This window comes from Enterobacter cloacae complex sp. SYL001, from assembly GCF_049237025.1.
Classification (GTDB): domain Bacteria; phylum Pseudomonadota; class Gammaproteobacteria; order Enterobacterales; family Enterobacteriaceae; genus Enterobacter; species Enterobacter intestinihominis.
In genome coordinates, this window is sequence record NZ_JBMKJI010000026.1 from 1 (window position 1) to 23,174 (window position 23,174).

Here is a 23,174-nt window from a genome sequence, read left to right on the forward strand (position 1 = left end):
GGTGGTTACAGAAGTATTCGGTGGAGCGGTAGTTCAGTCGGTTAGAATACCTGCCTGTCACGCAGGGGGTCGCGGGTTCGAGTCCCGTCCGTTCCGCCACTTATTAAGACATTAAGCCTGCCCAAAGGGCAGGCTTAATGGCAAAAAAATTTAGGGGCGTAGCTCAGTTGGTAGAGCACCGGTCTCCAAAACCGGGTGTCGCGAGTTCGAGTCTCTCCGCCCCTGCCATATAGAATCCTTTGCTTCGGCAAAGGATTTTTTTTTGCCTGTAAAACGGCTCAACACCTTCCTGAAGAATAAGCAGCCTGCGTTTCCGCAGGCTTTTGCGTTAATCCAGTATGCTGGTTTTTAACAGATCTTTTATCTGCGACTGCTTATCGCTGTTTTGCAGCCAAATGGCATACAGCGGCCTGGAGAGCTTTGTTGAATCGGTGACAACGTGGAGTGCGGGTTTATTATCCGCCCAGCGAACAGGTAACCAGGTACAGCCTTTCAGTGTGGGAAGATGCTGGCATGCGATCTCCGCAGAGCTTGTCGTGAGTTGCGGGATATCATCGCTGGCAATTAACCCCGTCTCGTGCTGCTGAAAATCAGGCCCCCATTCCAGGCGTAAATAATTCAGGTCGGCCTTCATCATTGCAGGCTCGGATGCATAGAGCGCCAAGCTAAACTGTCCAACAATCTGGCTGCTAAATTCATCCATCTTGGGGGCTTCTGTTGTGATCAGCAGATCAAGCTGCCGCTCGTGGAGTTGCTTAACCAGCGACTGGCGTTGCGCAATCCTCGCCTCAAATTGCAGATGATTGTGTGTGCGATATAGCCGCATAAGCCACTGGCTGAGCATGCATTCCCATAGTGAAGCGCTGGCACCGATCGAGAATTCATTATGCCGGGAGGTGTGCGCAACCTCCTTTCGCGCTGCCTGCCAGGTATTCATCAGGGTTTCTGCATAAGGCAATAGCTTTTCACCGGCCGGGGTTAGACGAATATTGTTGCGATGGCGGGTAAAAAGGTTCACACCCAGTTGATTTTCCAGCTGTCGAATACGAAAACTGACTGCTGACTGCGTCAGGTAGAGGGCTTCAGCTGCTCGCCCAAAGTGTCGCGTTCTGCTCACTTCGAGGAAAGTTTTTAGCAATTCCGTATCCACATCTTTCTCCACAAAATTATTTGTCGTTATGATTTAAATGTTTTGTTTTACACTCTGTCAAGCGTAACTAATACTCCGCGCCATAAATAGCTCGGCCAAAGAATTAGGAGCGTGTAGGATGGCGGAAAGCTTTACGACGACTAATCGTTTTTTCGATAATAAACATTATCCGCGCGGGTTCTCTCGTCACGGCGATTTCACTATCAAAGAAGCTCAGCTTCTTGAGCGCCATGGTTATGCCTTTAACGAGCTGGATCTGGGTAAGCGCGAACCGGCAACCGAAGATGAAAAACAGTTTGTCTCTGTTTGTCGTGGTGAGCGTGAGCCGCAGTCTGATGCAGAACGTGTATGGATCAAGTATATGGCTCGCATTAAGCGTCCTAAGCGTTTCCATACGCTGTCTGGCGGCAAGCCGCAGATGGAAGGTGCAGAAGACTACACCGAGTCTGACGATTAAGAAGAGAAGGGGCTACGGCCCCTTTTTTTATGCCAGCATTTTTTGCAGATGCAACAGCAGCCGATCGATCGCACGGTAGCTTAATGCCTCTTGCAAATGTCGCCTCTCTATTCCGGGGCAGCCCTCCACGTCAGCGACCGTGCGCGCAACTTTCAACAAACGCTGCCACGCGCGAATGGATAGCCCAAACCGCGTCAGTGTCTCTTCCAGCCAGCCTGCATCTTCGGCGTTGAGAGAGCAAAACTGTCGGATCCCGCTGTTATCCAGCCGGGCATTCAGCCTGTTCTGACGAGCATACTGCCGCGCCTGAGCCGCAATAACCCGTTCTCGCACCGCTGCTGAGCTTTCGCCTTTGATACCGGTTTGCCTCAGCAGACCGGGCGGTGGCAGGGGGATCTCGAGAGATAAATCAAAACGGTCGAGGAAGGGGCCGGACAGCTTACTCAGATAGCGCAGCGTCTGCTCCGGCGTACAGCGGTTATGGTTGCCCTGATAATGGCCCGTTGGGCTAGGGTTCATCGCGGCGACCAGCTGAAACTGCGCAGGGTAGCTTATTTTGGCGCGTGTACGAGACAGATGGATTTCGCCGGATTCAATCGGCTCCCGCAACGCATCCAGCACGCGGCGTTCAAACTCTGGCAATTCATCCAGGAACAGAATGCCGTTGTGTGCCAGTGAGATTTCACCCGGTCCGGGAATTGAGCCCCCGCCCACCATCGCGGTAAGAGACGCACTGTGGTGTGGCGAGCGGAAAGGACGGCGGCGCCACTGTTTATGCAGCGATATTGAACTGACCAGGCTAAATATCGCGGCGCTTTCCAGCGCTTCGTGATTATTGAGGGGGGGCAGCAGGCCGCTCAACCTGCTCGCCAGCATCGTTTTCCCCGTGCCTGGCGGACCTATCAGTAGCAGGTTATGCCCACCCGCGGCCGTTATTTCTAACGCCCGCTTACCCTGTTCCTGACCCATAATATCGCTGAGGTCATCGGGTGAATCTGCCACTACCTCCTCATTCTCCTGCGGCTCGGCAAGCTCGTGTCGGCCTTCCAGCCAGGCGCAAACCTCCTGCAAATGTCCCGCGACAAGACACCCCTTTTCGGCGATAAGGCTGACTTCAGAGGCATTTTCATTGGCCACAATGATTTGCCTTCCCGCGCGTATGGCTTCAAGCGCACCCGAGATTGCTCCGGGAACGCCTCTTAACGCGCCTGTAAGCGCTAATTCACCCACGAACTCGCACGAGCTTAACCCTGGCGTATTGAGCTGTTCAGAAGCCGCGAGAAGCGCTATAGCAATAGGTAAATCATATCGCCCTCCCTCCTTTGGCAAATCGGCGGGCGCAAGGTTGATGGTGATCTTCTTCGCCGGAAAAGCATAACCGCTATTAATAATTGCGCTGCGCACGCGATCCCTGGCCTCCTTAACGGTCGTTTCGGGTAAGCCGACCAGCGTCAGTCCGGGCAGTCCATTACTTAAATGAACCTCTACAGAAATAAGCGGTGCCTTCACGCCGATGGCCGCGCGTGTATAAACAACTGACAGTGACATAAGCCCTCCTTGGCGGTAACTATGCCAGCATCATTTTTTCCTGTTTAGCGCTAATTCACTGAATTACGGCGCTCGTTCCAGCCTTTTAGCGCCTAAATGTAATCATTACATGTCGGTGGAATCGGCCTCGCAGAAAAGAAATCATGCGCGCCTTGCCTGATGAAACAGGACAAAAAAATGAAAAATCTTCATTTCTATTTTTTTCCTATATAAAACAACGATTTTGAAAGAAATAGTTCGCCTGCTACAGAAATGGGTCATAAAAAAATCTTGTGTCAGATGAAATATCTGTGGTAACTCTTTAGGTATTCCTTCGAACAAGATGCAAAAAGAACTGAAAATGACAGCCCTTCTACGAGTGATTAGCCTGGTCGTGATTAGCGTGGTGGTGATTATTATCCCACCGTGCGGGGCTGCACTTGGACGAGGAAAGGCTTAGAAATCAAGCCTTAACGAACTAAGACCCCCGCACCGAAAGGTCCGGGGGTTTTTTTATGACTAAAAAACTTAAATGAGGAGCAGAGAATGACGGCTAGCACAAAATTCTGTTTCTCCAGATTTATGACGGGGAACTAACTATGAATGGGGCACAATGGGTAGTACATGCGTTGCGCGCGCAGGGAGTCGAAACCGTATTCGGTTATCCGGGTGGCGCAATTATGCCGATTTACGATGCACTGTATGACGGCGGCGTGGAACACCTCTTGTGCCGACACGAGCAGGGCGCAGCGATGGCCGCCATCGGTTATGCCCGTGCGACCGGTAAAACCGGCGTCTGTATGGCCACCTCCGGTCCGGGCGCAACGAACCTGATCACCGGCCTGGCTGACGCGCTGCTCGATTCCGTACCCGTGGTGGCGATCACCGGCCAGGTGGCCTCTCCGTTCATCGGCACCGATGCTTTCCAGGAAGTGGATGTGCTCGGTTTATCGCTTGCCTGCACCAAACACAGCTTCCTCGTTCAGTCTCTCGAAGAGCTGCCGCGCGTGATGGCCGAAGCGTTCGAGGTTGCCAGCTCTGGCCGTCCTGGCCCGGTTCTGGTAGATATCCCGAAAGATATTCAGGTTGCACTCGGCGATCTGGAACCGCACTTCTCCACCGTTGAAAGCGACAACGTGTTTCCCCATACGGAGGTTGAAGAGGCTCGCCAGATGCTGGCGCAGGCGAAACAGCCGATGCTGTATGTAGGCGGCGGCGTGGGCATGGCGCAGGCTGTTCCTGCCCTGCGCGAATTTATCGCAGTAACGCAAATGCCCGCCACCTGCACGCTGAAAGGATTGGGCGCGGTCGACGCGGACTATCCATACTATTTGGGCATGTTAGGGATGCACGGCACCAAAGCGGCAAACCTGGCGGTGCAGGAGTGTGACCTGCTCATCGCCGTCGGCGCCCGTTTTGACGACCGCGTCACCGGCAAGCTGAACACCTTTGCGCCGAACGCCAAAGTGATCCATATGGACATCGACCCGGCGGAGATGAACAAACTGCGTCAGGCGCATGTCGCGTTGCAGGGCGATCTCAACGCGCTGTTACCTTCGCTGGAGCAGCCGCTGGATATCAACCCATGGCGTCAGCACACCGCCGATATGCGCGCTGAACACGCCTGGCGTTACGACCACCCCGGCGAGGCCATCTATGCGCCGCTATTGTTGAAACAGTTGTCCGACCGCAAACCCGCAGACAGCGTGGTGACGACGGATGTCGGCCAGCATCAGATGTGGTCAGCCCAGCACATGACCTACACCCGCCCGGAGAACTTCATCACCTCGAGCGGCTTAGGCACGATGGGCTTCGGCCTGCCCGCTGCCGTGGGCGCACAGGTTGCCCGCCCGAACGATACCGTTATCTGTATCTCCGGTGACGGCTCCTTCATGATGAACGTCCAGGAGCTCGGCACCGTGAAGCGTAAGCAGTTACCGCTGAAAATCGTTTTGCTCGATAACCAGCGTTTGGGAATGGTTCGCCAGTGGCAGCAGCTGTTCTTCCAGGAGCGTTACAGCGAAACGACCCTGACCGACAACCCCGATTTCCTCACCCTGGCCAGCGCCTTCGGCATTCCTGGCCAGCACATCACCCGTAAAGACCAGGTTGAAGCGGCACTCGACACCATGCTGTCAAGCGAAGGGCCATACCTGCTTCATGTCTCAATCGACGAGCTTGAGAACGTCTGGCCGTTGGTACCGCCCGGTGCCAGTAACTCACAAATGCTGGAGAAATTATCATGATGCAACATCAGGTTGCCGTGCAGGCTCGCTTCAACCCGGAAACGTTAGAACGCGTATTGCGTGTGGTCCGTCACCGTGGTTTTCAGGTTTGCTCTATGAATATGGAAACGGCCACGGATGCACAAAATATCAGTATCGAATTAACCGTTGCCAGCCCGCGGCCGGTCGACTTACTGTTTAGTCAGTTATCAAAACTGGTAGACGTTGCCCATGTTGCCATCTGCCAGAGCACAACCACATCACAACAAATCCGCGCTTAAGCGTGACAGGACGAAAAAATGACGACAAAAAAAGCTGATTACATTTGGTTCAATGGTGAGATGGTTCGCTGGGAAGACGCGAAAGTTCACGTGATGTCCCACGCGCTGCACTACGGCACCTCCGTGTTTGAAGGCATCCGTTGCTACGATTCTCACAAAGGACCAGTGGTGTTCCGCCATCGCGAACACATGCAGCGTCTGCATGACTCAGCCAAAATTTATCGTTTCCCGGTCTCCCAAAGCGTTGATGAGCTGATGGAAGCCTGCCGCGAGGTGATCCGCCAGAACAAACTGACCAGTGCCTATATTCGTCCGCTGGTCTTCGTGGGTGATGTCGGCATGGGTGTCAATCCGCCCGCTGGCTATAACACCGATGTGATCATTGCTGCGTTCCCGTGGGGCGCCTACCTGGGCGCGGAAGCACTGGATCAGGGGATCGACGCAATGGTTTCTTCCTGGAACCGCGTGGCACCAAACACTATCCCGACCGCGGCTAAAGCGGGCGGTAACTACCTCTCCTCACTGCTGGTTGGCAGCGAAGCGCGCCGTCACGGTTACCAGGAAGGTATCGCGCTCGATGTAAATGGCTACATCTCCGAAGGTGCGGGCGAAAACCTGTTTGAAGTGAAAGACGGCATTCTGTTCACCCCGCCGTTTACCTCGTCCGCGCTGCCGGGCATCACCCGCGACGCCATCATCAAGCTGGCAAAAGATCTGGGTATCGAAGTACGCGAGCAGGTGCTGTCCCGCGAATCCCTGTACCTGGCTGACGAAGTGTTCATGTCCGGTACCGCGGCTGAAATTACACCGGTGCGTAGCGTCGACGGCATTCAGGTGGGCGAAGGCCGCTGTGGTCCGGTCACCAAACGCATTCAGCAAGCCTTCTTCGGCCTGTTCACCGGCGAAACAGAAGACAAATACGGCTGGTTGGATCAGGTTAATCACTAAATATAAATTTGGGACGGCACGCACCGTCCCATTTAATAGTCAGACGGGAGTAAATAAAGCATGCCTAAGTATCGTTCAGCCACCACCACCCACGGCCGTAATATGGCGGGTGCCCGCGCACTGTGGCGCGCCACCGGAATGACCGACGCCGATTTCGGCAAGCCAATTATCGCCGTGGTGAACTCCTTCACCCAGTTTGTGCCGGGCCACGTGCACCTGCGCGATCTCGGTAAGCTGGTTGCCGAGCAAATCGAAGCCTCCGGCGGCGTGGCGAAAGAGTTCAACACCATTGCGGTGGATGACGGTATCGCAATGGGCCACGGGGGGATGCTCTATTCACTACCGTCGCGCGAGCTGATCGCCGACTCGGTGGAGTACATGGTTAACGCCCACTGCGCCGATGCGATGGTCTGTATCTCCAACTGCGACAAAATCACCCCGGGGATGCTGATGGCCTCCCTGCGCCTGAACATTCCGGTGATCTTCGTTTCCGGCGGCCCGATGGAAGCGGGTAAAACCAAGCTTTCCGACAAAATCATCAAGCTCGACCTGGTCGATGCCATGATCCAGGGCGCGGACCCGAAAGTCTCTGACGAGCAGAGCGACCAGGTGGAACGCTCCGCGTGTCCGACCTGCGGCTCCTGTTCCGGGATGTTCACCGCCAACTCCATGAACTGCCTGACCGAAGCGCTGGGCCTTTCTCAGCCGGGTAACGGCTCGCTGCTGGCGACCCACGCCGACCGTAAGCAGCTGTTCCTTAACGCGGGCAAGCGCATCGTTGAGCTGACCAAACGCTACTACGAGCAGGACGACGCCAGCGCGCTGCCGCGCAACATCGCCAGTAAAGCGGCGTTCGAAAACGCCATGACGCTGGATATCGCCATGGGCGGTTCCACCAACACCGTTCTGCACCTGCTGGCCGCCGCGCAGGAAGCCGAAATCGACTTCACCATGAGCGACATCGACAAGCTCTCCCGCAAAGTGCCGCAGCTGTGTAAAGTCGCGCCGAGTACCCAGAAGTACCATATGGAAGACGTGCATCGTGCTGGTGGTGTCATCGGTATCCTCGGCGAGCTGGATCGCGCAGGGCTGCTGAACCGCAACGTGAAAAATGTGCTCGGCCTGACGCTGCCGGAGTCGCTGGACCAGTACGACGTGATGCTGACCAAAGACGACGCGGTGAAAAAGATGTTCCGCGCCGGTCCGGCAGGTATTCGCACCACGCAGGCGTTCTCGCAGGATTGCCGCTGGGACACGCTGGATGACGATCGCGCCGAAGGCTGCATCCGCTCGCTGGAACATGCCTACAGCAAAGACGGCGGTCTGGCCGTGCTGTACGGTAACTTTGCGGAAAACGGCTGCATCGTGAAAACCGCAGGCGTGGACGACAGCATTCTCAAATTCACCGGTCCGGCAAAAGTGTATGAAAGTCAGGACGAGGCGGTAGACGCTATCCTCGGTGGCAAAGTGGTGGAAGGCGACGTGGTGGTCATTCGCTACGAAGGGCCGAAAGGCGGTCCGGGCATGCAGGAGATGCTCTACCCGACTACCTTCCTGAAATCGATGGGCCTCGGCAAAGCCTGCGCGCTGATCACCGACGGTCGTTTCTCTGGCGGCACGTCAGGCCTCTCCATTGGCCACGTCTCCCCGGAAGCGGCAAGCGGCGGCAATATCGCGATCATCGAAGATGGCGACCTGATCGAAATCGACATTCCGAACCGCGGCATTCAGCTGAAGCTGAGTGACCAGGAGATTGCGGCCCGTCGTGAAGCGCAGGAAGCCCGCGGCGACAAAGCCTGGACGCCGAAAGACCGCCAGCGCGAAGTCTCCTTCGCCCTGCGCGCTTACGCGAGTCTTGCCACCAGTGCAGATAAAGGCGCGGTGCGCGATAAATCTAAACTTGGGGGCTAATGATGGCCGAGTCACAACCCTTATCCGCCGCCCCCGAGGGGGCGGAATACCTGAGAGCGGTGCTGCGCGCGCCGGTCTATGAAGCCGTGCAGGTCACGCCCCTGCAAAAAATGGACAAACTCTCCTCGCGCCTCGACAACGTCATTCTGGTGAAGCGCGAAGACAGGCAGCCGGTGCACAGCTTCAAGCTGCGCGGCGCCTACGCGATGATGGCCGGGCTGACGGATGAGGAGAAAGCGCGCGGCGTCATTACCGCGTCGGCGGGCAACCACGCGCAGGGCGTGGCGTTCTCCGCGGCCCGTTTAGGGCTGAAAGCGCTGATCGTGATGCCGGTTGCCACGGCGGATATCAAAGTCGACGCGGTGCGCGGTTTTGGCGGGGAAGTGCTGCTCCACGGCGCGAATTTTGACGAAGCGAAAGCCAAAGCGATTGAGCTGGCGCAGCAGCAGGGCTTCACCTGGGTCCCGCCGTTCGATCACCCGATGGTGATTGCCGGGCAGGGTACGCTGGCGCTGGAACTGTTGCAGCAGGATGCCCATCTCGACCGCGTTTTCGTTCCGGTGGGCGGCGGTGGCTTAGCCGCTGGTGTGGCGGTGCTGATCAAACAGCTAATGCCGCAGATCAAAGTGATTGCGGTTGAAGCGGAAGACTCCGCTTGCCTGAAGGCGGCGCTGGACGCCGGACATCCGGTGGATCTGCCGCGCGTCGGGCTGTTCGCCGAGGGCGTGGCGGTGAAGCGCATTGGCGATGAAACGTTCCGTCTGTGCCAGGAGTATCTCGACGATATCGTCACCGTCGACAGCGACGCTATTTGCGCGGCGATGAAAGATCTCTTCGAGGATGTGCGTGCGGTGGCGGAGCCGTCCGGTGCGCTGGCGCTGGCGGGGATGAAGAAATACATCGCCCAGCACAACATTCGCGGCGAGCGTCTGGCGCACGTGCTTTCCGGCGCCAATGTGAACTTCCACGGCCTGCGCTACGTGTCCGAACGCTGTGAGCTGGGCGAGCAGCGTGAAGCCCTGCTGGCGGTGACCATTCCGGAAGAGAAGGGCAGCTTCCTGAAGTTTTGCCAGCTGCTGGGCGGCCGTTCGGTAACGGAGTTCAACTACCGCTTTGCCGATGCCAAAGATGCGTGCATTTTTGTCGGCGTGCGTCTGAGCCGTGGCGTGGAGGAGCGCAAAGAGATCCTCAGCCTGCTGCATGACGGCGGCTACAGCGTGGTCGATCTCTCCGACGACGAAATGGCGAAGCTGCACGTGCGTTACATGGTCGGCGGCCGTCCATCCAAGCCGCTCAAGGAACGCCTGTTCAGCTTCGAGTTCCCGGAATCGCCGGGCGCGCTGCTCAAGTTCCTGCACACGCTGGGCACCCACTGGAACATTTCTCTGTTCCACTACCGCAGCCACGGCACCGACTACGGCCGCGTGCTGGCGGCGTTCGAGCTGGGCGAGCACGAGCCGGATTTCGAAACGCGCCTGAACGAGCTGGGCTATGAGTGCCATGACGAAACCCACAACCCGGCGTTCCGCTTCTTCCTCGCGGGCTAAGGGTTGAGCTGCGTGTAGGCCGGGTAAGCGCAGCGCCACCCGGCTTTAGTGGTTCGGCAATATCTTCCAGAACGCATCAATAAGCGGCTCATGCAGCCGCTTTTTTTGTGCGCACACGCCAAGCTCGAACGGCGTTTTTTCGTCGCTGCGTTCTAAAATCATCACGCGATTGCGCACTGGCTCCGGGCTGTTTTCCAGCACCACTTCTGGCAGCAGCGCCACGCCGCAGCCGAGCGCCACCATCGACACCATCGCCTCATGGCCGCCGACCGTGGCGTAAATCGACGGGTTGCTGATTTTCTGGCGGCGGAACCACAGCTCAATGCGGCGGCGCACCGGCCCCTGATCGGCCATGATAAACGGCACCGTCGACCAGTCCGGTTTCTCCACCGAGACCTGGTTGCGCACCGGGCAGGGCAGCGCCGGGGCAATCAGTACTACCGCCAGATTCTCCAGCATTGAGAACGCTACCGCGCCCGGCAGGGTTTCCGGCTTCCCGGCAATCGCGAGATCCGCTTCGCCCGTGACCACTTTTTCCATCGCGTCGGCGGCATCGCCGGTGGTGAGCTTAATTTCAACCGACGGATGTTCCGCGCGGAAGCGGTCGAGAATGGGGGGAAGATGGCTGTAGGCGGCGGTCACGGAGCAGAAAATATGCAGCTCGCCGGAAAGCGACGGCCCCTGCTGGTCGATGGTGTGCCGCAGCTGCTGGTACTGCAACAAGGTTTGCTGGGCAAAGATGCACAGCTCTTCACCGGCTTCCGTGAGGGTGACGGTGCGGTTATCGCGCACGAACAGCGGCTGGCCGAGGTCTTCCTCAAGGCGCTGGATCTGGCGCGACAGCGTGGAAGGGCTGACGTGCATCGCCCGGGCGCTGCGGCCAAAGTGACGGCTTTCCGCCAGATGCAGGAACATTTTCAGATCGCGTAAATCCACCGATTCCACTCCCTCTTTTTACATTGCATAAATTGCAATGTGACGTTGTGAATATATCAATTTCCGCAATAAATTTCCTGTTGTAATGTGGGTACATTCTCGCTGAAACGCGAACCGAACAATAAGACACACAACATCACGAGGTATCACCCATGGCTAACTACTTTAATACACTGAACTTGCGCCAGCAGCTGGCGCAGCTGGGCAAATGCCGCTTCATGGCGCGCGATGAATTTGCCGATGGCGCGAGCTACCTTCAGGGTAAAAAAGTGGTCATTGTTGGCTGTGGCGCACAGGGTCTGAACCAGGGCCTGAACATGCGTGACTCCGGGCTGGATATCTCCTACGCCCTGCGCAAAGAAGCGATTGCTGAAAAGCGCGCTTCCTGGCGTAAAGCGACCGAAAACGGCTTCAAAGTAGGTACCTACGAAGAGCTGATCCCGCAGGCGGACCTGGTGGTTAACCTGACGCCAGACAAGCAACACTCAGACGTTGTGCGTTCCGTACAGCCGCTGATGAAAGACGGCGCTGCGCTGGGTTACTCCCACGGCTTCAACATCGTTGAAGTGGGCGAGCAGATCCGTAAAGACATCACCGTAGTGATGGTGGCACCGAAGTGCCCGGGCACCGAAGTGCGCGAAGAGTACAAACGTGGTTTCGGCGTACCGACGCTGATCGCCGTTCACCCGGAAAACGATCCGAAAGGCGAAGGCATGGCGATTGCCAAAGCCTGGGCAGCGGCCACCGGCGGCCATCGTGCGGGCGTACTGGAATCTTCCTTCGTTGCGGAAGTGAAATCTGACCTGATGGGCGAGCAGACCATTCTGTGCGGCATGCTCCAGGCTGGCTCCCTGCTGTGCTTCGACAAGCTGGTGGAAGAGGGCACCGACCCGGCATACGCGGAAAAACTGATTCAGTTCGGCTGGGAAACCATCACCGAAGCGCTGAAGCAGGGCGGTATTACGCTGATGATGGACCGTCTGTCCAATCCGGCAAAACTGCGCGCGTTCGCACTCTCTGAACAGCTGAAAACCATCATGGCACCGCTGTTCCAGAAACACATGGACGACATCATCTCCGGCGAGTTCTCTTCCGGCATGATGGCGGACTGGGCGAATGACGATAAGAAACTGCTGACCTGGCGCGAAGAGACCGGTAAAACCGCGTTCGAAACGGCACCACAGTTCGAGGGTAAAATCAGCGAGCAGGAGTACTTCGATAAAGGCGTACTGATGATCGCGATGGTGAAAGCGGGCGTTGAGCTGGCGTTCGAAACCATGGTGGATTCCGGCATCATTGAAGAATCTGCGTACTATGAATCGCTGCACGAGCTGCCGCTGATCGCAAACACCATCGCCCGTAAGCGTCTGTATGAGATGAACGTGGTGATCTCCGATACCGCCGAGTACGGTAACTATCTGTTCTCTTACGCCTGCGTACCGCTGCTGAAAGAGTTCATGACTACCCTGCAAGCAGGCGATCTGGGTAAAGCGATTGCGGAAGGTGCGGTTGATAACGCGCAGCTGCGTGACGTAAACGAAGCGATTCGCAGCCACGAAATCGAGAAAGTGGGCCAGAAACTGCGTGGCTACATGACCGATATGAAACGTATCGCAGTAGCAGACTAAAAAGACAATCGGGTGGCGCAAGCCACCCGAACTGTTTTAGCTACGCAGTATCGCGCCGGGATAACCCAGCTGGCGCCACGCCTCATACACCACCACCGACACCGCATTCGACAGGTTCATGCTGCGGCTGTCCGGCATCATCGGAATACGAATTTTTTGCTCAGCGGGCAAGGCATCCAGAATGGTGGCCGGCAGGCCGCGGGTTTCCGGACCAAACATCAGATAATCCCCGTCCTGATAGCTTACGGCACTGTGCGCTGGCGTGCCTTTGGTGGTCAGGGCGAACATGCGCTGCGGCTTCTCTGCGTCCAGAAACGCGGCGTAATCGTGATGACGAACGACGGCAGTAAACTCATGGTAGTCCAGCCCCGCGCGGCGCAGACGTTTGTCGTCCCACGTAAAGCCCATCGGCTCAATGATGTGCAGACGAAAACCGGTGTTGGCGCACAGGCGGATGATATTGCCGGTATTGGGTGGGATTTCTGGTTCGAATAAGACGATGTTAAGCATGCTGCCCCCTTAATTGCGGGGGGCAGAATAGCAGAAAAGAGAGGGACTAGGCGACGCCCGGCTCCTGCGAGCGGCTATACAGCATTTTGTAGACGGTTGCCGCCGCGGCCACGAGAGCAGGCACGCTGAGGATCATCAAAATACTGTCCGCCTGCCACTGCATGGAAAGAAGCTGGGCGCTGGTCATGGTGCCCGCCACGCCGCCGAAGCGGCCGATCCCCTGCATCCAGGCGATACCCGTCGCACGGCACTCGGTAGGGTAAAAGGTGGCGGCCAGGGTCTGCATCCCCGACTGCGCGCCATTCATCGCGATCCCCATCAGGAAGATTAACCCGCCAAACAGGGCGATATGATTATGCTCAATGCCGAGTAAAAGAATCAGGCCCATCGTCAGCACGAAACCACACGCGACCACCTTGTGCGCTTCCCAGCGGTCCATCATCCAGCCCGCGAGCAGAATGCCAGCGGTGCCGCCGAAGGTGAACAGCGAGGTGAGCCAGGCGGATTCCGCCAGCGCATACCCCATCCCCTGCATCAGCGTTGGCATCCAGCTCAGCAGGACGTAATAAATCACCAGTCCCATAAAGTAGGTGACCCACAGCATCAGGGTGCCGGGCAGCCAGGGCATGGAAAACAGCTGCGACACGCTGCCTTTTTTCGACGCGACCTTCTCCTCCGCCAGGAAAAAGCCCGTGACGCTATCCAGCGTGCTGCGGGCGAACTGGCTGGCGATGCGGCGAACCTGCGCGACGTCTTTCCCGCGCTGCACCAGAAACTTCACCGACTCCGGCAACAGCAGCGCCAGCAGCACCGTTAAAATCAGCGGCGCAATCGCGCCGGTCAGCAGTACGCTTCGCCAGCCATGGTGAGGGATAAGCCAGGACGAGATAGCCCCGCCGCCCGCCGCACCCAGCGGAAAGCCGCAGTACATCGTGTTAATTGCCATGGCGCGGCAGCGCTGGGGGGCAAACTCTGAGATCAGCGTGATGGCGTTAGGCATCGCGGCGCCCAGCCCGAGACCGGTCAGAAATCGCCACAGCGTCAGGGTATTCAGACTTTGCGCCCAGGCCGTGCCCAGGCTCGCCAGGCCGAAGAACAGGCATGAAAAGACCAGTACGCGCTTGCGTCCCATACGGTCCGATACCGGACCTGCAATAAGAGCTCCCAGCGACAGCCCCAGTAGCGCCGCACTCAACACCGGCCCCAGATCCTGTTTATGTATTCCCCACTCCGCCGACAGCGTAGGCGCAATGTAACCCATCGCTGCGGTATCGAAACCATCGATCGCCAGCACCAGAAAGCCCAGCACAATAAGAAGCCAGTGAAACCCTGAAAAAGGACTCTCATCGATCACCTGCTGAATATCCACCCGACCTGAATACGTCATACGTTCCCCTCCGATGTGATGTTGTTTTTGTGTTCTTGTATTTGCTTGTCTATACAATTGCGGAGGGCGGGTTGTGTCAAATTTTCTTATCCAGAATGTTACGCAAGTGTTATTTTCAACAAAAAAAGCGCCCGAGGGTAAAGCCGGGCGCGGAAGAAGGGGAGGCTAACCGGGGGATATCAGGCCGCGTTTCCCTGAGAAAGGGGGGCCAGCGCCGCAGGCAGCTTACTGAGCTCCTGCACCAGAGAGTCTTTGCTGATTTCACCGATTGTTTTCGCACCGGTAAGGGTCATCGCCACCTTCATCTCTTTCTCGATCAGGTTCAGCAGATTCGCCACGCCCGCCTGGCCGCTGGTGGCCAGCGCGTACAGGTAAGCACGGCCCAGCAGCACACTGTCTGCGCCCAGGGCAATCATGCGTACCACGTCCAGCCCGTTACGGATGCCGCTGTCGGCCAGAATCGCAATATCGCCTTTCACCGCATCGGCAATGGCTGGCAGGGCGCGGGCGGAGGAGAGCACCCCGTCAAGCTGGCGGCCACCATGGTTAGAGACCACGATCCCATCGGCACCAAAACGCACCGCGTCGCGCGCATCTTCCGGATCGAGGATCCCTTTGATCACCATCGGGCCGTCCCAGAATTCGCGGATCCACTCCAGGTCTTTCCAGGAGATGGATGGATCGAAGTTGTTCGCCAGCCAGCCGATGTAATCTTCCAGCCCGGTCGGTTTACCCAGGTAGGCCGAAATATTGCCCAGATCGTGCGGACGGCCATTCACGCCGACATCCCACGCCCACTGCGGGTGCGTCACCGCCTGCCAGTAGCGGCGCATCGCGGCGTTCGGACCGCTCATGCCGGAGTGCGCATCACGGTAGCGTGCGCCGGGCGTCGGCATATCGACGGTAAAGACCAGCGTAGAGCAGCCCGCCGCTTTGGCGCGCTCAAGGGCGTTACGCATAAAACCGCGATCGCGCAGGACGTACAGCTGGAACCACATCGGGCGCTTGATGGTCGGGGCGACCTCTTCAATCGGGCAGACGGACACGGTGGAAAGGGTAAACGGAATGCCTTTGGCATCTGCTGCGGCGGCGGCCTGCACTTCGCCCCGGCGGGCATACATGCCGCATAAGCCGACGGGCGCAAGCGCCACCGGCATGGAGAGCGTCTCGTTAAACAGCTTCGTCTCAAGGCTCAGGTCAGACATATTCTTCAGCACGCGCTGGCGCAGGGCCACTTCCGACAGGTCCTCCACGTTGCGGCGCAGGGTATATTCGGCGTACGCCCCGCCGTCAATGTAGTGGAACAGGAATGGCGGCAAAATGCGCTGTGCCGCGGCGCGATAGTCACTGGCTGCGGAAATAATCATGCTTTGTTCTCCCTGGAAATATCACTCTCGCCAGGCAGACGGGTAATACGCGCCTGTCGGGCCTGATCTTCATCGAATCGTTTAATGGTGGTATGCACGAAGCCGAGATGCGCCATCATCGCCTTGCGCGCGGCCTCGGCATCACCGGCCAGAATGGCGTTGAGCACCGCCTCGTGCTGTTCGGTCAGTTGGGCAAATACCGGCGGCACCAGATACATGCGCTGGCGGCTCTGCTTCACGGAGGATTGCAGCAGGTCGAAGAACCCGCGCATGGTTTGCAGCAGAACCACGTTGTGCGAGGCCTCGGCAATCGCGAGGTGAAAACGCACGTCCGCCTGGGAGGCGATGTCCGGGTCGCTGCTTTGCGTGGCCTCAAAGCAGGCTTTGAGCTTCTCTTTGTCGGCCTCGGTTGCCCGCATCGCCGCATGCCACGCGGTGCTGGTTTCGATGGCGTGACGCGCTTCGAGGATGTCAAAGCTGTAGTCCGGGTCGTTTTCCATCAGCGTCTTAAGCGGCTGCACGATGTTTTGTTCGGACCAGTCGTCATGCTGCCAGCGCACGAAGGTGCCGCCGCCTCGACGGCTCAGCAGCACCCCTTCGCTGACCAGCGTCGCCAGCGCCTCGCGCAGTGAATTGCGCGACACGCCAAGCTGGGCGGCAAGCTGACGCTCGGCGGGCAATCTCATGCCCGCTTCCAGCTGTTGTTCTTCTATCAGCGCCCGTACGCGAGTGGCAATCTCGTCGGACAGGCGTCTGGGCATCACTATCATGGAATCATCCAGGTTAAGACATAGGCCTGCAATGTGGTGATCACGCCCACCATGCAGGTAAATATCAGGCTGTGTTTAACGGTAAAGCGGAACAGATCCGACTCTTTGCCTACCAGCCCCACCGCGGCACAGGCAATGGCGATGGACTGCGGTGAGATCATCTTCCCGGTCACGCCGCCGGTGGTGTTCGCGGCGACCAGCAGCACGTCCGAGACGCCAATCTGCTGCGCGGCTGTGGCCTGTAGGGCGGCAAACAGGGCGTTAGATGACGTATCTGAACCGGTCAGGAACACCCCCAGCCAGCCGAGGAACGGCGAGAAGAAGGTAAACGCGTGGCCGGTATGCGCCAGCGCTAACGCCAGCGTCGACGACAGGCCGGAGTAGTTCGAAATAAACGCGAACGCCAGCACCATGCCGATGGAGTAAATCGGCAGCATCAGCTCTTTAATCGTCGCCGCAAAGGTCTGCACCGCGGCGGCAGGCTTCATGCGCAGCCACACTACGGAAAGGATAGCGGCAAACAGGATGGCCGTGCCGGTGGCTGAGAACCAGTCGAACTTAAACACTGCCGCATACGGCGTGGCGTCGTGTACCACCGGCGGCATACGGGCGACCATTTTGTCGAGGAACGGCACGGAGATATTAATCACCATGTCGTACAGCGCGCCGCCCGGGGCGAACAGGGCTTTAAACGGCGGAATGCTCCACAGCGTCACGGTGGCGGTCAGGAACAGGAACGGTGACCACGCGCGCACAATCTGTCCGGCGGTATAGCCGGTGCGCGCCAGCGTCTGATCCACGTGTGATGCGCCCATGTCAGCAAAGCGGAAGATACGTACCGGCTGCCAGCGTTTCAGGAACAGCGTCAGACAGACCAGCGACACCAGGGAAGAGATGATGTCCGGCAGTTCCGGGCCGAGGAAGTTGGAGCTGAGATACTGGGCAATGGCGAACGAACCGCCCGCTACCATCACCGCAGGCCAGGTCTCCTTCACGCCGCGCCAGCCGTCCATAATCGCCATGATCCAGAACAGCACGATAATGGTCAGGAACGGCAGCTGGCGGCCCACCATCTGGCCGATCTCGAAGCTGTCCAGCCCGGTCACCTGGCCCGCCACCAGAATAGGAATGCCCATCGCGCCAAACGCCACCGGGGCGGTATTCACAATCAGGCACAGGCCAGCGGCATACAGCGGGTTAAAGCCCAGACCGACCAGCAGGGCGGCGGTGATGGCCACCGGTGCGCCGAATCCTGCCGCCCCTTCCAGAAATGCTCCGAAGGAGAAGCCGACGATCAGCATCTGCAAACGCTGGTCCGGCGTGATGGAGAGAATCGACGAGCGAATAATGTCGAACTGCCCGGTTTTGACCGAGATTTTGTAGACAAAGACGGCGGCGATGATGATCCACGCAATCGGCCACAGGCCGTAGAAGAAGCCATAGACGACGGAGGCCAGCGCGCGATCGACCGGCATTTTGTAGAAAAACAGCGCCACAAGCAGGGCGATGGCAACGGTATACGTCGCGGCGAGGTAGCCCTTCAGCTTGAGCTTAATCAGCGCAAAGAAGAAAAACAGGATCGGTAGCGATGCGATCAGGCTCGACAGCCAGATATTTCCGGCCGGATCGTAGTTTTGTTGCCAGAGGCTCATGCAGGTCTCCTGAGGACCACACAGGTGTTCGTCGGGTGAGTCTCTGCTCATCTCTGCGTCACACTTAGTGTAAAAGTGGTCCTTCCAATATTGTGATGTAGGGTTAATGACAACAAATGGTTAACCAAGTGTTGCTATTCAGCAATTGTTTTGTGAAGTGGAGCATCGAAATTGTGAACGATGGATAGCTTTGTGCGTGATTGGTAGGACCAAACCCGCAAAATCAAATCACCGTGTGCGTTGGGAGCGGTGGTCAGGTGGAGAGCCTTACATTCGCCTTTTAAGCAGATACGGCGCGTAAAAGAGGTTATATAAAAAGGAGAGGTGATAATGTTTCGTGAATTTAATGAGGTTTGTTTGTTTTATTTGTGTTTTTGAGAAGCTGTATATGTGTGAGCAGAGTGATATATTTCCTATAAATAAAAATTTTTTTTGGTTAAAAATGCGAAATCTAAGCTGTAGCAAAAAATTTTAATTAAGGTAAATTTCACATATAGATTTTAACAGTGTATTACAAACGATCAATTGATGATCGATAAGGAAATATCCTGTTCAATTGCGGTTTTTCAGGATAAAGGGTAAGAATTTTGCGCTGAACAGACATTTTTTGGCTAATAATATTCTGAAATAAATTGATCAAACAATGATCAGTTAACTCTCTAGTAATTTAGTTGCGGTATTAAAAGCAGATTAATAATTATTAGGGCAATCGAAAGGGGTTAAATTTGTTAGCTGAGTGTTAATTTCTGAGTGTTTACAGACGCGGCATATTGCTTTTCAATGCGTAGACGTTAAAAGGCATTTGATTTACTATTTATTCAGAAGCAACGTAACAGAAGATTTTAAATTTATTACTAACCACAACGTATTCAGTGTTATTTTCGGCCAGAAGTCATTCCTCAGTTGAAGGATATCTGTGTATGGCCTTCTGAAAATATACGGATTATCACCATGGGATGGACCCTGCTTTATTCTATAAGGTCGCGTCACCCATTCTGCTAAAAACCTTTCGGTGGCGTTTTTAAATCCTTATAGCGGTTATTGTACCTGGTACAACAAGTCTATATCTGTTTAATTTACAGAGAGGAAAGTGTTCCAAATGAAAATCAAAAATGTGGCGCTGGCGATTGCCGCGGCGGGGCTGCTGTTATCTTCTCAATCAGTACTGGCAAGCAGTGATTCTGGCGTTAATGCTTCTCTGGATACCGGTGCGGGTTCGCAAAGTACGGGCGGGGTGATCAATTTTACCGGGAAGATTACCCTTATTTCCTGTGATATTACTCCGACCTCTAAAAACAAAACGGTAGACCTTGGGGCGTGGGCAAAAAGCTACTTTGACGATCACAACGAAACGACGCCGCGCGAGTTCAAAATCAACGTGGAAAACTGCCCGGAGACGGTTGAATCGGTTGCGGTACTGTTTGACGGAACCAAAGATACGGTGAATGACACACTGCTTCAGGTTACGCCAGGTGAAGGTATGGCGACGGGTGTCGGCGTGAAGCTTTATAACAGCGATCGCAGCACGGCGATTAAACCGGGTACGGTATCTGAAACAACCGCACCGGATGATGAAGGCAATGCTGAATTAACTTTCTATGCCGCACTTGACAAAGATGGCACGGAAATCAACGCCGGCGATGTTAACGCCGTATCCAACTTCCTGATGGTTTATAACTGATTTCACTGTCAGCCACCTCCAGAGATAATAATGATGAAACGTTTATCGTATATTATGCTCACTGCATTAATGGTTAGTTCTGCGTCAGTTTCCGCTGGCGTTGTAATGGGGGGAACACGGATCGTATACCCGCAAAACAGCAAGGAGGTGGCATTTTCTGTTTCTAATATGGAAAGTGCGGTTCCCTATCTTATTCAGTCGTGGGTTGAAGGCGATGGGCCGGATAAAAATAACGCTGCGCCATTTATTGTCACACCACCTCTGTTCAGACTTGATCCGGAGCAGACCAACACGCTGCGTATTCAATATACCGGCGCTCCGCTGCCCACAGATCGTGAATCTGTATTCTGGCTCGATATTAAAGCGATAGCGCCAAAGCCAAAAGAGAGCAGCAACGAATTACAGGTAAACGTCAAATCGAAATTTAAAATCTTCTACCGCCCGGACAACCTGAAAGGGGACGCCGCCACGGCCTGGCAGAAAATAACGTTTTCGCGAACGGGAAAAGGGCTTAAGGCCGCTAACCCGACGCCATACTACGTCTCTTTTTATCGGCTGACCGTTGGCGGGCATAAAATTGAGCAGCCGGGCATGATCGGTCCAGGGGAAACCCGGGAATGGCCTGTGTCCGCCTCCGGGGGCGTAAGCTGGTCGGCTATTAATGATTTTGGTGCCATCACCGCCACCCACACCCAGCCTCTTTAAGACCATGCGTTTTCGCCTGTTTCGTTACGCGCCGCTTTCGGTGTTGCTGCTTAGCTTCAGCCGCACGGGGATGGCCGAGGATTACTTTGATCCCGCCGCGCTGGAGCTTTCCTCTACTGAACAGAAAACGGCGGATCTGCACTATTTCTCTGAAAAGGGCGGGCAGATGCCAGGCACCTGGCTCGTGACGCTGGAGATTAACGGACGCGAGGAGCGGCATCAGGAGATCACCTTCGTCAATGAGAAAGGCAGCCTGCAACCCGTTTTTAGCGTATCGCTGCTGGAAGCGCTTGGCGTAAATGTAGGGGCCATTCCTGCATTCTCCCGGTTGCAGGAGGGAGAAACGTTCACGCACCTCGAGGATTTTATTCCGGCAGCGCGAACTTCTTATGATTTCAACCAGCAGCGTCTCTTTCTCAGCCTGCCGCAGGCGGCAATGAAACACCGCAGCCGTGGCTATGTGCCGCAGTCGCAGTGGGACGATGGTATCCCGGCGGCATTTACTGATTACAGTCTGTCGGGCGGTCAGGCCCGTCATCAGAGCGGGGTCACGACATCCAGCTATCTGAGCCTGCGTAACGGCATCAATCTGGGGGCGTGGCGGCTGCGTAACACCTCGGCCTGGAGCTACAGCGACGCGGGCGGCGACCATTTTCAGTCGCAAAGTAGCTGGCTGACCCGGGATATTCGCCGTCTTAACAGCCAGCTACGGATCGGTGATGCCTGGACCGCAGGCGACGTCTTCGATAGCGTGGCGTTTCGCGGGGTACAGCTCTCATCAAGCGAAAGCATGTTGCCAGACAGCCAGCGCGGCTTCGCACCAACCATCCGCGGCGTCGCACACAGCTTCGCTAAAGTCTCCGTTTCGCAAAATGGCTATGTGATCTATGAAACCTGGGTGGCCGCCGGGCCATTTATCATTAACGATCTGTTCCCGGGCGCACAAAGTGGCGATCTACAGGTTACGGTCACGGAAAGTGACGGCTCAACGCGCGTCTTTACCCAGCCCTATTCTGCGGTGCCGTTTATGCGACGCCAGGGCAGCCTGAAATACAGTCTCAATGCAGGACGATTTCACTCCGGCTCCGGTGATGCGCGTTCGCCCGAATTTGTTGAAGGCGCTTTCTTCTACGGTCTGCTCTCCAGGATGACGGTGTATGGCGGCTTTCGTACGGCGAGCAACTATCAGGCCGGTGCAATTGGCGTAGGCAGAGGGTTTGGCGCATTTGGCTCGCTGGGTATTGACGATACGCTGGCAAAAAGCCGTTTACCCGACGGCAAAAGCGCGATGGGACAGGCGTGGCGCATTCAGTACCAGAAAGATTTCAGCGCTACCGGCACCGCCTTCAACCTGGCGAGCTATCGCTATGCCTCGCGCAATTACTACGAATTTAGTGAACTGAATCAGTCTGACAGCCAACAGCTGCAACTCAATAATCGCCGTAGCCGCTCGCAGGTCACTTTTTCACAGACGCTGGGTCAGTTCGGCAGCCTCAGCGTCTCGGCATGGATGCAGGATTACTGGCATACGTCCGGGCAGGATAAAACCATCCACATTGGCTGGTACACCAGCTGGCGGGGTATTTCCTGGGGCGCGGGGTATGACTACACCGACTCAGCGCTTGAGCAGCATCCCGATCGCACCGTATCGTTTAACGTCAATGTTCCGCTTGGCAACTGGCTGCCGGGCAGTTCGGTCAGTTACTACGCCAACCACAACAATCGTGGGATGACCACGCAGCAGGTGTCACTCAACGGCAGCGCGCTGGCGAACCGCAACCTGAATTACAGCGTTCAGCAGAGTAAGACCAGTGAGGGAGAGGCCGACAGCACCAGCCTGGCGCTGCAATACAACGGTGGCTACGGCAACGTCAGCCTCGGTTATGACCACAGCCGAAACGGTAGCAACGCGAGTCTTGGACTCGCCGGAGGCGTTATCGCCACGCAGTATGGCGTCACGCTTAGCCAGCCGCTGGGCGATACCGTCGCCCTGCTGCGCGTGCCCGGCGCGGCGAACGTTGAGCCGGAGGGCTACAACGGGATCCATACCGACAGCCGCGGCTATGCGGTCATGCCAACGCTCTCGGCGTATCGCAAAAATACCGTCAGCCTTGATACGGCGACGCTGGGTGAGAACGTCGACATTGAGCAAAGCGGTCTGACGCTCATTCCCACCAGCGGCGCGGTGGTGCTGGCCAATTACACAACCCACATTGGTTATCGCGTTCTGTTTTCCCTGCGCTACCACGGCGAACCGTTGCCGTTTGGCGCGCAGGCTGAAGTGGTGGAGCAGAACCGCCATTCTGCAAACCGAAGCATGGTCGCTGACGGCGGTCAGGCCTACCTGAGCGGGGTACCAGAGCGCGGCACCCTGCGCGTCACCTGGTATGAAAACGGGGAGCAGCAGCAATGCCAGACACCTTTCAGACTGGGGAAAGCTCATATGGCCCCCGGTATCGCCACGCTGTCCGTTGAGTGCCATTAGAGGAATA

Annotated in this window: 20 protein-coding genes and 2 tRNA genes; 14 read left to right on the forward strand and 8 right to left on the reverse strand. The window is 56.5% G+C overall.

Going from position 1 to position 23,174, the window contains the following annotated elements; translation table 11 throughout:
• The first annotated feature begins 22 nt into the window (after positions 1 to 22).
• Together ACOTZP_RS19260 and ACOTZP_RS19265 are read left to right on the forward strand one after the other, a co-directional pair.
• A tRNA-Asp gene (locus ACOTZP_RS19260) sits at positions 23 to 99 on the forward strand.
• A gap of 53 nt (positions 100 to 152) precedes the next feature.
• Positions 153 to 228, forward strand: a tRNA-Trp gene (locus ACOTZP_RS19265).
• A gap of 100 nt (positions 229 to 328) precedes the next feature.
• Here the strand turns inward: ACOTZP_RS19265 and hdfR are convergent.
• Positions 329 to 1,150 carry an HTH-type transcriptional regulator HdfR gene (gene hdfR, locus ACOTZP_RS19270; protein WP_271074885.1) on the reverse strand — a complete coding sequence of 274 codons (822 nt, stop codon included), beginning with the start codon at positions 1,148 to 1,150 and terminating at the stop codon, positions 329 to 331.
• A 118-nt stretch (positions 1,151 to 1,268) separates the two neighbouring features.
• Between hdfR and ACOTZP_RS19275 the strand changes: the two genes are divergently transcribed.
• Positions 1,269 to 1,607 (forward strand): DUF413 domain-containing protein, encoded by a 339-nt coding sequence (locus ACOTZP_RS19275; protein ID WP_006808641.1) that lies wholly within the window; start codon positions 1,269 to 1,271, stop codon positions 1,605 to 1,607.
• Between the two features lie 27 nt (positions 1,608 to 1,634).
• Here the strand turns inward: ACOTZP_RS19275 and ACOTZP_RS19280 are convergent, their stop codons facing one another.
• On the reverse strand, positions 1,635 to 3,155 hold the full coding sequence (locus ACOTZP_RS19280) for a YifB family Mg chelatase-like AAA ATPase (RefSeq protein ID WP_032626968.1): 1,521 nt from the start codon (positions 3,153 to 3,155) through the stop codon (positions 1,635 to 1,637).
• A 340-nt stretch (positions 3,156 to 3,495) separates the two neighbouring features.
• On the opposite strand from ACOTZP_RS19280, the gene ilvL reads away from it, so the two are divergent.
• The 7 genes from ilvL to ilvA all read left to right on the forward strand — a co-directional run bounded on the left by ilvL (position 3,496) and on the right by ilvA (position 10,046).
• Positions 3,496 to 3,594 carry an ilv operon leader peptide gene (ilvL, locus tag ACOTZP_RS19285; RefSeq protein WP_001311244.1) on the forward strand — a complete coding sequence of 33 codons (99 nt, stop codon included), beginning with the start codon at positions 3,496 to 3,498 and terminating at the stop codon, positions 3,592 to 3,594.
• Positions 3,595 to 3,680: 86 nt separating this feature from the next.
• On the forward strand, positions 3,681 to 3,731 hold the full coding sequence (ilvX, locus tag ACOTZP_RS19290; RefSeq protein ID WP_193941730.1) for a peptide IlvX: 51 nt from the start codon (positions 3,681 to 3,683) through the stop codon (positions 3,729 to 3,731).
• A gap of 2 nt (positions 3,732 to 3,733) precedes the next feature.
• Positions 3,734 to 5,380: an acetolactate synthase 2 catalytic subunit gene (ilvG, locus tag ACOTZP_RS19295; RefSeq protein ID WP_271074886.1), complete on the forward strand. Its 1,647-nt coding sequence runs from the start codon at positions 3,734 to 3,736 to the stop codon at positions 5,378 to 5,380.
• Positions 5,377 to 5,640 carry an acetolactate synthase 2 small subunit gene (gene ilvM / locus ACOTZP_RS19300; RefSeq protein WP_063147041.1) on the forward strand — a complete coding sequence of 88 codons (264 nt, stop codon included), beginning with the start codon at positions 5,377 to 5,379 and terminating at the stop codon, positions 5,638 to 5,640. The genes ilvG and ilvM overlap by 4 nt, the downstream gene beginning before the upstream one ends.
• Before the next feature lie 18 nt (positions 5,641 to 5,658).
• Positions 5,659 to 6,588, forward strand: a complete 930-nt coding sequence (gene ilvE, locus ACOTZP_RS19305) for a branched-chain-amino-acid transaminase (RefSeq protein ID WP_003860182.1) — start codon at positions 5,659 to 5,661, stop codon at positions 6,586 to 6,588.
• 60 nt (positions 6,589 to 6,648) lie between these two features.
• Positions 6,649 to 8,499, forward strand: coding sequence for a dihydroxy-acid dehydratase (ilvD, locus tag ACOTZP_RS19310; protein WP_022649775.1), 1,851 nt, complete (start codon positions 6,649 to 6,651; stop codon positions 8,497 to 8,499).
• 2 nt (positions 8,500 to 8,501) lie between these two features.
• Positions 8,502 to 10,046: a threonine ammonia-lyase, biosynthetic gene (gene ilvA / locus ACOTZP_RS19315; RefSeq protein ID WP_120773521.1), complete on the forward strand. Its 1,545-nt coding sequence runs from the start codon at positions 8,502 to 8,504 to the stop codon at positions 10,044 to 10,046.
• Positions 10,047 to 10,091: 45 nt separating this feature from the next.
• Here the strand turns inward: ilvA and ilvY are convergent, their stop codons facing one another.
• Positions 10,092 to 10,982, reverse strand: coding sequence for an HTH-type transcriptional activator IlvY (gene ilvY / locus ACOTZP_RS19320; protein WP_271074887.1), 891 nt, complete (start codon positions 10,980 to 10,982; stop codon positions 10,092 to 10,094).
• A 152-nt stretch (positions 10,983 to 11,134) separates the two neighbouring features.
• Here ilvY and ilvC point away from each other — a divergent pair, with 152 nt between their 5' ends.
• A complete protein-coding gene (gene ilvC, locus ACOTZP_RS19325; RefSeq protein WP_022649773.1) occupies positions 11,135 to 12,610 on the forward strand; it encodes a ketol-acid reductoisomerase in 1,476 nt (491 codons plus the stop codon).
• A gap of 36 nt (positions 12,611 to 12,646) precedes the next feature.
• Here ilvC and trmL read toward each other — a convergent pair whose 3' ends face one another.
• From trmL to lldP, 5 genes are all read right to left on the reverse strand, one after another.
• Positions 12,647 to 13,120 (reverse strand): tRNA (uridine(34)/cytosine(34)/5-carboxymethylaminomethyluridine(34)-2'-O)-methyltransferase TrmL, encoded by a 474-nt coding sequence (trmL, locus tag ACOTZP_RS19330; RefSeq protein ID WP_022649772.1) that lies wholly within the window; start codon positions 13,118 to 13,120, stop codon positions 12,647 to 12,649.
• Between the two features lie 46 nt (positions 13,121 to 13,166).
• Positions 13,167 to 14,507 (reverse strand): MFS transporter, encoded by a 1,341-nt coding sequence (locus ACOTZP_RS19335; RefSeq protein ID WP_063163869.1) that lies wholly within the window; start codon positions 14,505 to 14,507, stop codon positions 13,167 to 13,169.
• Positions 14,508 to 14,686: 179 nt separating this feature from the next.
• The gene (lldD, locus tag ACOTZP_RS19340) at positions 14,687 to 15,874 is read right to left on the reverse strand and encodes an FMN-dependent L-lactate dehydrogenase LldD (RefSeq protein WP_022649770.1); all 1,188 of its coding nucleotides are present in this window, start codon (positions 15,872 to 15,874) and stop codon (positions 14,687 to 14,689) included.
• The gene (gene lldR / locus ACOTZP_RS19345; protein ID WP_023298877.1) at positions 15,871 to 16,644 is read right to left on the reverse strand and encodes a transcriptional regulator LldR; all 774 of its coding nucleotides are present in this window, start codon (positions 16,642 to 16,644) and stop codon (positions 15,871 to 15,873) included. The genes lldD and lldR overlap by 4 nt, the downstream gene beginning before the upstream one ends.
• Positions 16,641 to 18,296, reverse strand: a complete 1,656-nt coding sequence (gene lldP, locus ACOTZP_RS19350; RefSeq protein ID WP_003860175.1) for an L-lactate permease — start codon at positions 18,294 to 18,296, stop codon at positions 16,641 to 16,643. Before lldP ends, lldR begins: the two co-directional genes overlap by 4 nt.
• A gap of 1,099 nt (positions 18,297 to 19,395) precedes the next feature.
• On the opposite strand from lldP, the gene ACOTZP_RS19355 reads away from it, so the two are divergent.
• From ACOTZP_RS19355 to ACOTZP_RS19365, 3 genes are read left to right on the forward strand one after another with little or no spacing between them, the layout of a single operon-like run.
• The gene (locus ACOTZP_RS19355; protein WP_271074889.1) at positions 19,396 to 19,977 is read left to right on the forward strand and encodes a fimbrial protein; all 582 of its coding nucleotides are present in this window, start codon (positions 19,396 to 19,398) and stop codon (positions 19,975 to 19,977) included.
• Between the two features lie 30 nt (positions 19,978 to 20,007).
• Positions 20,008 to 20,682: a fimbrial biogenesis chaperone gene (locus tag ACOTZP_RS19360; protein ID WP_022649767.1), complete on the forward strand. Its 675-nt coding sequence runs from the start codon at positions 20,008 to 20,010 to the stop codon at positions 20,680 to 20,682.
• Positions 20,639 to 23,167: a fimbria/pilus outer membrane usher protein gene (locus tag ACOTZP_RS19365; protein WP_225648659.1), complete on the forward strand. Its 2,529-nt coding sequence runs from the start codon at positions 20,639 to 20,641 to the stop codon at positions 23,165 to 23,167. Before ACOTZP_RS19360 ends, ACOTZP_RS19365 begins: the two co-directional genes overlap by 44 nt.
• Positions 23,168 to 23,174 lie beyond the last annotated feature (7 nt).

Bases quoted from the DNA above. Each gene is read 5' to 3' on its own strand.
- ilvD (WP_022649775.1), top strand. From the start codon at position 6,649: ATGCCTAAGTATCGTTCAGCCACCACCACCCACGGCCGTAATATGGCG.
- lldP (WP_003860175.1), bottom strand. From the start codon at position 18,296: ATGAGCCTCTGGCAACAAAACTACGATCCGGCCGGAAATATCTGGCTG.
- ilvC (WP_022649773.1), top strand. From the start codon at position 11,135: ATGGCTAACTACTTTAATACACTGAACTTGCGCCAGCAGCTGGCGCAG.
- ilvL (WP_001311244.1), top strand. From the start codon at position 3,496: ATGACAGCCCTTCTACGAGTGATTAGCCTGGTCGTGATTAGCGTGGTG.
- ilvG (WP_271074886.1), top strand. From the start codon at position 3,734: ATGAATGGGGCACAATGGGTAGTACATGCGTTGCGCGCGCAGGGAGTC.
- ACOTZP_RS19365 (WP_225648659.1), top strand. From the start codon at position 20,639: ATGATTTTGGTGCCATCACCGCCACCCACACCCAGCCTCTTTAAGACC.
- lldD (WP_022649770.1), bottom strand. From the start codon at position 15,874: ATGATTATTTCCGCAGCCAGTGACTATCGCGCCGCGGCACAGCGCATT.
- ilvE (WP_003860182.1), top strand. From the start codon at position 5,659: ATGACGACAAAAAAAGCTGATTACATTTGGTTCAATGGTGAGATGGTT.
- ilvM (WP_063147041.1), top strand. From the start codon at position 5,377: ATGATGCAACATCAGGTTGCCGTGCAGGCTCGCTTCAACCCGGAAACG.
- ACOTZP_RS19335 (WP_063163869.1), bottom strand. From the start codon at position 14,507: ATGACGTATTCAGGTCGGGTGGATATTCAGCAGGTGATCGATGAGAGT.
- ACOTZP_RS19280 (WP_032626968.1), bottom strand. From the start codon at position 3,155: ATGTCACTGTCAGTTGTTTATACACGCGCGGCCATCGGCGTGAAGGCA.
- trmL (WP_022649772.1), bottom strand. From the start codon at position 13,120: ATGCTTAACATCGTCTTATTCGAACCAGAAATCCCACCCAATACCGGC.
- ACOTZP_RS19355 (WP_271074889.1), top strand. From the start codon at position 19,396: ATGAAAATCAAAAATGTGGCGCTGGCGATTGCCGCGGCGGGGCTGCTG.
- ilvA (WP_120773521.1), top strand. From the start codon at position 8,502: ATGGCCGAGTCACAACCCTTATCCGCCGCCCCCGAGGGGGCGGAATAC.
- lldR (WP_023298877.1), bottom strand. From the start codon at position 16,644: ATGATAGTGATGCCCAGACGCCTGTCCGACGAGATTGCCACTCGCGTA.
- ACOTZP_RS19360 (WP_022649767.1), top strand. From the start codon at position 20,008: ATGATGAAACGTTTATCGTATATTATGCTCACTGCATTAATGGTTAGT.
- ACOTZP_RS19275 (WP_006808641.1), top strand. From the start codon at position 1,269: ATGGCGGAAAGCTTTACGACGACTAATCGTTTTTTCGATAATAAACAT.